We start from the raw sequence: 9,837 nt of genomic DNA, 5'->3' as shown, positions 1-9,837 counted from the left end.
CCTCTCACCCCTTACCAATAGCACTTAATTGTATAGGGTTCAAAATAGGATCAGTAAGCGGATTATGATTAGAGCGATTGAGGTGGCATGAGCTTAAGTATTCGGCATTGGCTAGCAGAACACAAGATCAATGGGTTAGGAGCGATCGCTCCTCGCGAACACGGTACTGTAGAACAAACGGTCAATAACTTTACTCAACTAGGATATCCCAATGGTCAAATTGCGGGTATTGCCTTTCGCATTGCTCAAGACATGGAAGTCAAAAGCCTCACCCCTTTTGACATTAGTTCGCTCGCGGAGGTGTTGGAATTGCCTTTAGTGGTTGGATTGCCACTAATCCCGATTCTCTCTCAGTTGACGGTAGGACTCCTGCGGATTTTGAGTCGCAAAAAGCCGCTCAGACGGAATGAAGGAACTTGGCTCACCTTTCAAGTTGCTTATCTTAATGCCTTACAAGGGATTTTAGAACAAGAATCTCAATTAAGAAGACCTTGGCTCAACCGAGCGATAGTACCAGCTACTCAAGATACTGAGGAAATTCTAGCCGATCCCCAACTCGTTGCTCTAATTAAAACATTACGGCCAGGAAGACTGACTGACTCTCAAGCCGAACAAGCGCTTACCCTCGTCGCTGAGTCGTTTTTAGTTCAGCAGATGAATAATATCGCGATCGCGCATTTTGTGGCAAATGGGGCTGAAGAAACGGAAGCTAAATTACTGACGCAACGCTTAAGTAATGGACTATCTGGTCATTTACTTGCTGTCATTGCCGAGAATTCTTTGCCCTTAGCCCAGCTCCAAAAGTTTGTCCGGCTAGGTAATTTAACCACTTGGCGAGATACTTCTGCTGAAGAACAGCATTCTGAAGACTTAGAATACCCTCCCTCAACCTTACCACTAGATCTCGAACGGGAATACTATCGAGCGGGATTATCAATTGCTTTAAGTGAACCCTTATTTGGAGAGCCATTTTCACTCAAAGATTTATATATTCCGCTTAAAGGAAGGGTTTTGTCTGAAGAGGTAAAAGGACAAGCTGACAATATCTCACCTGCCAAAGCCTTGACGACTGTCGATTTGATGGAATGGGCGATATCGCAGTTGAATGATAAGACTACCATCGCACTGATCGAAGCTGATGCTGGATATGGAAAGACTAGTTTCTGCCAAATGTTAGCCAACCGCGTCGCTGGAGAACTTTATCCCAACTGGATGCCAGTACTGATTCGGCTGCGAGATGTGACATTAGGTCAAACATTGGAGCAAACTCTAGCCACGGCTTTCCCTCTAGCACGCTTCACTGATACGGATGGCTGGCTTTCCATTAATTCACCACCTCTACTACTAATCCTAGATGGTCTTAATGAACTACCCCCCTCCCCCCCAACCGATCGTCATCTTTTTGCTTTTATCGAGCAGGTGATGCGATTTCAACGCCAAAAGGTAGGAGCAACTGGGATAGCTCACTACAAAATCTTACTTACCAGTCGCTCTGGCACTCTGGATGGTTTATTAACCAAAGATTATCGACAAAAGAGTACCCTGCCATTATCGAACCAATTGCGGCGAATTGCGATCGCACCGATGGCACAGGATGAATTTCGACAATGGTTCCAGAATTGGGCGAAACTCCAATCAAAATCTATCGCTCAGAGCTATTTTACCTTTTTGAAACATGGGGGTATATTTCAGAAACAATCGCCAAATAAAGAACTTTATACTCTAATTTCTCGTCCCTTAATACTTTATCTACTAGGCATTTTACATCGAGATGCTCGGGTAGATGAAAGCATTTTTCAATCCAGAGCAACCCAGGCAAAATTTGAAATCTACGATCGAATTTGCCGTTGGCTGTTAGGAGAATCTGCCCCAAATAGCAGTCCCTTGGCAGAGTTAATTCGGGAAGGTCTTGCCCATGCTAGCCGATCTACCGAGGCGATCGCAAATCTTTTAGAAAATCGTCATCCTCAAGAATTACGCCACCTGATGCAATCCGCTGCACTGACTATTCTCCAAACTGGTCATTGTAGTACACCCCTTACCTCTGACATATTGCCTCTTGCCTCTTCTAATACCCTTAAATATCCCCTCCCAGCTTTATTCTTCTCCTCTGATGAGGTAAAAGCTAAGAGGCAAGAAAAGGGGCTAGAGGCTAGGGATCGAGGGCTGGTAAATTCTTCTACCCTAGTCCCTAGTACCCAGTCCCTACTTCCTACTGCCCTCTCACCGATCACCTGCGTCACTGAATTCTCTCATGTCAGCCTGGGAGAATACCTCGGATCTCAAGAAATTACCCGCCTCCTTAAGGCTTTAACTCAGCAAGTTTCAGATAAATATGGTGAAATCAACTTTGGGATTAAATCAGGAGTTGATTTCGCTGAATATATTTATAAATTGCTAGGATATGGGATCTTATCTCATCAAATAGAAGAACTAGTTATCGAAGGTTTGCGACGGGAACAAAATCGCAATCCCGATATTTTTTCCTTTCGAGTTTTGTCTAAACGTCTCTATCTTTTTTATCGAGGATGGTGTCAGGGACGTTGGCTGGATGAAGGGATTGTCACCCAAGCATATCACAAATTCAGGGATTTACAAAATCCTTTAAATGCCTTACAAATTGATGCCACGGTTGGTATTAACGTGTTTTTATTACTTTGTGCGGCAGTAAAAGAGGCAAGGGTTCCATTTTGGCCTTGTGGGAATCCAGATTTACCTCAAGACTTCGATCCGGATCAGTTATTAACTTTTATCGGGAGAACCAGTGTACTTTCTCCTACCACCTTTTGGCAACGGGTACGACATAGTTTTAGTCACCTTAATTTGGCAAGAGCTTGTCTAAATCGAGTCATGTTAGCAGAAGGAAATCTAGCACAGGCTAATTTATCTGCCGCTGAGTTAATTGGGATTAATTTAACTAATGCTAATCTCCAAGGTGCTAATTTTATTTGGGCAAAGCTTAATGGTGCTAATCTTGCCCACGCGGATCTTTATGGTGCTAATTTAGAAGGGGCAGATTTGTCTGGTGCGGATCTCAGAGGAGCTAATCTAACTGGCGCTAATTTGAGCAATACTTGTCTGTTTGAAGCGCAATTAGATAAAGAGAGTCATAACTTTGCTATCCGCAGTCGAGCCTTATTTTCTCTGGCAGAGTTTCAGACTTACAAGGAGTCTTTAGTACTGCCAACTCTAACATCTTATCCGGAGGATGAAGCACTTTTAGAGGAAGGGCCGACTATTTTTATTGAAAGTGCAGAAGGGGAAGCGATCGCGCCGGAGATTCAGTATACTGAGGGGAATAATGACTATGAGGGTGAGACAGCTCCAGCGGAAGATTGGCAATACCAGAAACCAGTGGTGGCAGAGGAGAATGAAGATCTTAGCGGCTATGGAGAGACGGCGATGCTCACTGAAACTATTGATGAGGGCTAATCAACGGTATGTAAACTCAGGTAGTTAATGGAGTATGGCAAAAATAACTGATAGACGACTTAGCTTCAGATTGGCGCAAGATCTCAGTTGGATACCTTTGACAAAATTAAAAGGTGAGTCATCCTCATTCTACTCATATAACTTACTTTCTTAACTCCACGTATGTATTTAAACCAATTTGATCCTTCCGGGTATCCAAACTATTAAGTTCAGGAAATTTTGAAACACCATGCTCCACAAAATTGACTTCTCTGTAGCCAATATGTTCTGCTACTAATTTCAGTTCATCTCTAGAATAGAAATGTAAATGATCCCATATCGTGAAAGCCTCCTGCTTCGCCTTGAGAAAAGTTTTATAATTTATTTCATTATAATGTTTTTTGAGAACTCCCTCTAAACCTGGAAAGGACAATCGGAGTAAACCATCTGGCTTTAAGGTACGATAGCACTCAGCTAGAAAAATAATTGAATCATCCTGTTGAATATGCTCTAAAAAATCTTCCGCAAAACCAAATTCAAAACAATTATCTGGAAAAGGGTGTTTGGTAATTAGATTGACTCTATAATAGATACATTCTTTACGTTCCTTCTTGTAGTGTCTTTCATCGTAGCAATCGACATTCAACCATCCAGTCAAATAATTCTTACCACAGGCGTAATTGATTTTTGTTATGTTATACCTATCCAGGAATTCAACCTGGCTTGTCTTTAGATAAAACTGTTCAGCATCAAAACTGGAATATCTTGCTTTAATTTCATAGTACTTTAGCCAGGGAATTCTGCGGAATATTTTATCCAAGTAAATTAACATTTGTTCCATCACCTTTTAAACCTCCTTGCACAAGAAAGATAATCAATATTACTAGAAAGCAGGGTAGGCAATACCCACCCGAGTTTTACCCCATCACACTCTATCAGCTCGGCTACCTGGAGCGCAACCCTCTGCGCCTCTCTGCGTTACAAAAATACATTATTCCCATAGCAAATAGCCTCTACTCCATCACACTCCTAAAAAAATCAATCGTCTCCTTCAACCCCACAATAAACCCATCAATCTCTTCGGTAGTATTATAGAAATACAAACTCGCCCGCGCCGTACCCGACACCCCTAAAATTCGATGTAAAGGTTGAGTACAATGATGTCCGGAACGAATCGCAATCCCTTCTTGATCTAACATTGTCGCTAAATCGCTAGCATCTAATCCCTCAACTGTAAAGGCAGCTAATGCCGCCCTACCTTTGCCATCGGCTGTCGGTTGGGGACCATAAGTTCTCAGGTTAGGAATACCGCGTAATTGCTTAAACAAATAAGCCGTTAATTCTTCCTCATAGGTGTGGATATTATCCATTCCCACACTAGTAAGATAGTCTATCGCTGCACCAATTGCGATCGCTTCCCCTATGGCTGGTGTCCCTGCTTCAAATTTGTGGGGTAATTCGGCATAGGTAGAATAATCGAGAAATACATCAGCAATCATCTCCCCACCCCCTAAAAATGGAGGCATTGCCAAGAGTAAGTCTAGTTTGCCATAGAGAAAACCAATCCCTGTTGGGGCACACATTTTATGCCCTGATGCGACTAACCAATCACAGTCCATCGCCTGGACATCTAGTGGGATATGTGGTGCAGATTGGCAAGCATCAATTAGAACCTTAGCACCATATTGATGTGCGATCGCAATTATCTCTTCTACTGGATTAATACAACCCAATGTATTAGAAACATGCACTACACTGACTAATTTAGTTTTATTGGAAATAATTGAATTAAACTGTTCTAAATCAAACTCCTCTGTTTCCGTCAATTCTACATACTTTAACACTGCCCCCGTTTTCTGGGCCACAATCTGCCACGGGACAATATTACTATGATGTTCCATTACAGAGAGGATAATTTCATCACCTTGCTGCAAGGTACTCAATCCCCAACTATAAGCAATTAAATTAATTGCTTCCGACGCATTACGAGTAAAGACAATTTCTTGGCGCGATGCTGCATTAACAAACTTAGCAACTTTGTCTCTTGCCCCTTCATAGCCTTCTGTTGCCCTGACGCTGAGGCTATGAATGCCTCGGTGAACATTAGAATTATCTTGTTCGTAATAGTCGCGTAAAGCGTCTAAAACTGCTATAGGTTTTTGAGAGGTAGCAGCATTATCGAAGTAAATTAGGGGTTTTCCATGTATATCCTGATGCAAAATTGGGAAATCGGAACGTACTTTGGCGGCGATGGTTTTTTCTTGGGTGATAGTCATATTGTTTGTTGTTTGTTGTTTGTTGTTTGTTTAGGGAATGGGTAATTAGTTATTATAGGTAGTTTTTGACTTTTGATATGTAACTTTTGACTTTTGTTAGTTGGTTATTTGCTGTTTTTCCTGGTTATTAGTCGTTGGTAATATTAAGTCTGGATAGCTCTGAATAATATTTTTTTTAACGCAGAGGTACGCAGAGGTTTTCAGGGAGGTACGCGGAGGGTTTTGAGAAATTTGTTTAATTCGGAGGAAAGTTACTGTGAAGGATATGCTTTAGTATTAGTCATTTGTTATTGGCCAACAACCAACAACAAATAACTAACAACCAACAACAAATAACTAAGATGTTCTACAATTTGTACATTGAGAAAGTCTTTGGCGGAGGGAAGGGATGGGAATGCGATTGAGAATTTCTGCGACAAACGCATCGATTAATAGGTTACGGGCATCTGCTTCTTTTAAGCCGCGACTTTGTAAGTAAAATACTTCTTCGGCATCCAGTTGACTGACAGTCGCACCGTGAGAACATTTTACTTGATCTGCGGTTATTTCCAATTGGGGTTTGGTATCGACTCTGGCTTTGGGAGATAATAGTAAATTACGATTAAGTTGTCCGGCATTAGTGAATTGGGCGGCTTTAGGGACAAATACCTTACCGCTGAAGATACCGTGACCGCGATCGCCTACAATACATTTATGTAGTTGATTGGTAATCCCATGGGGATGATTCAGCATGACACTACTATGAGTATCTGCTAGCTGTTCCCCTCCTACCATTGTCAAACCGTTGAGAATAGTTTCGGTAGCTTCACCCGTTTGCCATATTTCTAAATTATGGCGAGATAGTTTAGCGCCTAAACTAATGGCATTACAGGTATAGCGGCTATTTCTGGCTTGGGAAACAGCAGTTTTGCCAATATGAAAACCATCCCCAGCTTCTCGTTGATTGCGGGTATGATTTACTATTGCATTTTCCTCTAACCAAATTTCTGTCACTTGGTTAGTAAAATAGGGATGATTCAGGGGAATATCGGAACATCCTTCTACATTTGCCGCATAATGTTCAACTAGAGTAACTTGAGAAGCTGACTCAGCTACCACTAAAACGCGAGGTTGGCAAATAAAAGGCACTTCCTGAGTTGTGGAGATAAATAATAGATGGATGGGTGTCTCCACTATATTATTTTTCGATACCCAAACTATTGCAATATCCGTTAACCCAGCCGTATTCAGGGCAGTGAAAACTTCAGAATCACCCTGTTGCTTTGCCAAATAATTCCAAATCTTCGTAGAATATGGTGCAGGTAATCCAGCTAAATTACCAACATATATACCTTCTGGCAAATTAGAAACCGATGAAAGGTGAGGGGCATAAACCCCATTCACAAATACCAATCGACTATCAATAGCTTCCGGCAGAATTAACGGCGCAATATCAAATTCCGGTATTTCAGCAACACCTATCCCGTCAAAACTCACCTTTAACAGAGAAGACAAATCAGTAAACCGCCACTCTTCATCCCGACGGGTAGGAATAGCGAATTCCTGTGCAATGGCGGCGGCATGATTCCGTAATTCTAACAACTGATTATTTTCAATAGGTGCAGCTTTGACACATTCACCTAACAGCGTCGAGAAATAAGAAATCTCCGGCTTAACAGACACTTGTAAATTCATTAACCACCCACCTCGACAGCTTCCTCTTCCAGCAACCAATCATAGCCACGAGATTCCAATTCCAAAGCCAACTCCTTCCCACCAGTACGAATAATTCTACCCGCTGCCATCACATGGACATAATCCGGTTCAATATAATCGAGCAAACGTTGATAATGAGTAATCAAAATCGTGCCATTCTCTGGAGTAGCTAACTGATTAACCCCATTTGCCACAATCTTCAAAGCATCAATATCCAACCCCGAATCCGTCTCATCCAAAATAGCCAAACTTGGTTCAAGTAAAGCCATTTGCAGAATCTCATTCCGCTTCTTCTCCCCGCCCGAAAACCCCTCATTCAAACTCCTTTCCAGGAAACTAGCATCCATCTTCACAATATCCAGCTTTTCCTGTACCAAATCCTCAAAATCAAACGTATCAATCTCCTCCAATCCCTCATGCTTCCGGCGAGAATTGTAAGCCACCCTCAAGAAATCCAAATTACTCACACCCGGAATTTCCATCGGATACTGAAACGCCAGAAAAATCCCATTCAGCGCCCTTTCCTCCGGTTCCATTTCCAACAGATTTTGCCCCTTATAAATAACAGTACCACCCGTCACCTCATAAGCCGGATGTCCCGCTAACGCCTTAGAAAAAGTACTTTTTCCCGAACCATTCAAACCCATAATCGCGTGAACTTCACCAGCCTTAACCTCAAAATTCACACCCTTGAGAATAGGATTCCCATCAATACTCGCCGTTAAATCTCGAACCGACAAAATCACTTCACTATTGTCTTTAATCATCTTTTCTCCACTTCGTGAAACTTGAGATTTTTTTTAACACAGAGGTACGCAGAGGTTCGCACAGAGGTACACAGAGTCTATATAAGACTGTTATTTTTAGTTTGAAACTCTATCACCTCAAAAACCCTCTGCGTACCTCTGTGAATCCCTCTGTGAACCTCTGCGTTAAAAAAAAACACAACAGAGGTGCGCCAAGTTATTACCCAACAGCACCTTCCAACTTCAAACTCAGTAGTTTATCAGCTTCAGCGGCAAACTCCATGGGGAGTTGGTTGAATACGTCTTTACAGAAGCCACTCACCATCATGGAGATAGCATTTTCTTCGGAAATACCGCGCTGGGAAAAGTAGAATAGTTGCTCTTCTCCTATTTTAGAGGTAGATGCTTCGTGTTCTACTTTTGCGGTATTGTTTTCTACTTGAATGTAGGGGAAGGTATTGGCTTGGGCGCTATCGCCAATTAACATGGAGTCGCATTGGGAATAGTTTCTTGCTCCTGCGGCTTTGGGACCGATTTTTACTAGTCCACGATAGCTATTTTGGGAACGACTGGCGGAAATTCCTTTGGAAATAATGGTACTCCGGGTGTTTTTGCCGATATGTATCATTTTTGTTCCGGTGTCGGCTTGCTGGCAGTTATTAGTCAAAGCTACTGAGTAAAATTCGCCGATGGAGTTATCGCCTACTAATACACAACTGGGGTATTTCCAGGTTATGGCTGAACCTGTTTCTACTTGTGTCCAAGAAATTTTGGAATTGATTCCTTTGCACAAACCGCGTTTGGTAACAAAGTTATAGATGCCTCCTTTTCCGTTTTCATCTCCGGCGTACCAGTTTTGGACGGTGGAGTATTTGATTTCGGCGTTATCTAAGGCTACCAATTCTACTACTGCTGCGTGTAGTTGGTTACTATCGTACATGGGCGCAGTACACCCTTCCAAATAACTGACTGAACTTCCTTCTTCGGCAATAATTAATGTCCGTTCAAATTGTCCGGTGTCTCCGTTATTAATTCGGAAGTAGGTGGACAATTCCATCGGACATTTGACTCCTTTGGGAATGAAAACAAAGGAGCCGTCACTAAATACGGCAGCATTGAGGGCGGCGAAGTAATTGTCTGCGATTGGAACAACGCTACCTAGGTATTTCTGGATTAATTCTGGATGTTCTTGCAGTGCTTCGGAAATGGAACAGAAGATTACTCCTTCTTTCCCTAGTTTTTCTTTAAATGTAGTGGCAATTGAGACGCTATCAAAAATGGCATCCACGGCCACGTTAGAGAGCCTTTTTTGTTCGGAGAGGGATATACCCAGTTTCTCAAAGGTTTCCAGCAATGCTGGATCGACTTCATCCAAACTATTCAGCTTTTTAGATGGCTGTTTGGGTGCAGAATAATATATTATATTTTGATAATTAATGGGTGGATATTTGACATGTGCCCAATTGGGTTCAGTCATTTTTAACCATTGCCGATAAGCCTTTAGTCGAAACTCTAACATGAATTCCGGTTCGTTCTTTTTGGCAGAAATTAGCCGCACGACATCTTCATTAAGTCCTTTGGGTATAATATCAGACTCAATATCGGTGATAAAGCCGTATTTATAGGGTTGGTTGACGAGTTTCTTGACGGTGGCGGTCATAGGATTTAGTGTTCTCTCTTGTATCACGAGGGAGTGGGCAGGGTAGCTT

General features: G+C 42.1%; 6 protein-coding genes. 1 reads left to right on the top strand and 5 read right to left on the bottom strand.

The annotated features are described in order from the left end of the window. Nucleotides 1-87: 87 nt before the first annotated feature. Nucleotides 88-3,432: a pentapeptide repeat-containing protein gene (locus tag NJ959_RS19680; protein ID WP_254013441.1), complete on the top strand. Its 3,345-nt coding sequence runs from the start codon at nucleotides 88-90 to the stop codon at nucleotides 3,430-3,432. A 142-nt stretch (nucleotides 3,433-3,574) separates the two neighbouring features. Here the strand turns inward: NJ959_RS19680 and NJ959_RS19675 are convergent, their stop codons facing one another. The 5 genes from NJ959_RS19675 to sufB all read right to left on the bottom strand — a co-directional run bounded on the left by NJ959_RS19675 (nucleotide 3,575) and on the right by sufB (nucleotide 9,788). Further along, nucleotides 3,575-4,252 (bottom strand): class I SAM-dependent methyltransferase, encoded by a 678-nt coding sequence (locus tag NJ959_RS19675; protein WP_254013443.1) that lies wholly within the window; start codon nucleotides 4,250-4,252, stop codon nucleotides 3,575-3,577. Nucleotides 4,253-4,424: 172 nt separating this feature from the next. After that, a complete protein-coding gene (locus NJ959_RS19670; RefSeq protein WP_254013440.1) occupies nucleotides 4,425-5,687 on the bottom strand; it encodes a SufS family cysteine desulfurase in 1,263 nt (420 codons plus the stop codon). Between the two features lie 336 nt (nucleotides 5,688-6,023). Next, nucleotides 6,024-7,361, bottom strand: a complete 1,338-nt coding sequence (gene sufD / locus NJ959_RS19665) for a Fe-S cluster assembly protein SufD (protein WP_254013439.1) — start codon at nucleotides 7,359-7,361, stop codon at nucleotides 6,024-6,026. Further along, nucleotides 7,361-8,149: a Fe-S cluster assembly ATPase SufC gene (gene sufC, locus NJ959_RS19660; protein WP_254013438.1), complete on the bottom strand. Its 789-nt coding sequence runs from the start codon at nucleotides 8,147-8,149 to the stop codon at nucleotides 7,361-7,363. Before sufC ends, sufD begins: the two co-directional genes overlap by 1 nt. 199 nt (nucleotides 8,150-8,348) lie before the next feature. After that, a complete protein-coding gene (sufB, locus tag NJ959_RS19655; protein ID WP_254013442.1) occupies nucleotides 8,349-9,788 on the bottom strand; it encodes a Fe-S cluster assembly protein SufB in 1,440 nt (479 codons plus the stop codon). Nucleotides 9,789-9,837 lie beyond the last annotated feature (49 nt).

Source organism: Limnofasciculus baicalensis BBK-W-15 (assembly GCF_024178385.1).
In the GTDB taxonomy this organism is placed as follows: domain Bacteria; phylum Cyanobacteriota; class Cyanobacteriia; order Cyanobacteriales; family Coleofasciculaceae; genus Limnofasciculus; species Limnofasciculus baicalensis.
This window is presented reverse-complemented; position numbering and strand designations above follow the sequence as displayed.

What these genes read in the sequence shown, in the direction of transcription:
- NJ959_RS19680 (WP_254013441.1), top strand. Translation starts at nt 88, where the DNA reads ATGAGCTTAAGTATTCGGCATTGGCTAGCAGAACACAAGATCAATGGG.
- sufC (WP_254013438.1), bottom strand. Translation starts at nt 8,149, where the DNA reads ATGATTAAAGACAATAGTGAAGTGATTTTGTCGGTTCGAGATTTAACG.
- NJ959_RS19675 (WP_254013443.1), bottom strand. Translation starts at nt 4,252, where the DNA reads ATGGAACAAATGTTAATTTACTTGGATAAAATATTCCGCAGAATTCCC.
- sufD (WP_254013439.1), bottom strand. Translation starts at nt 7,361, where the DNA reads ATGAATTTACAAGTGTCTGTTAAGCCGGAGATTTCTTATTTCTCGACG.
- sufB (WP_254013442.1), bottom strand. Translation starts at nt 9,788, where the DNA reads ATGACCGCCACCGTCAAGAAACTCGTCAACCAACCCTATAAATACGGC.
- NJ959_RS19670 (WP_254013440.1), bottom strand. Translation starts at nt 5,687, where the DNA reads ATGACTATCACCCAAGAAAAAACCATCGCCGCCAAAGTACGTTCCGAT.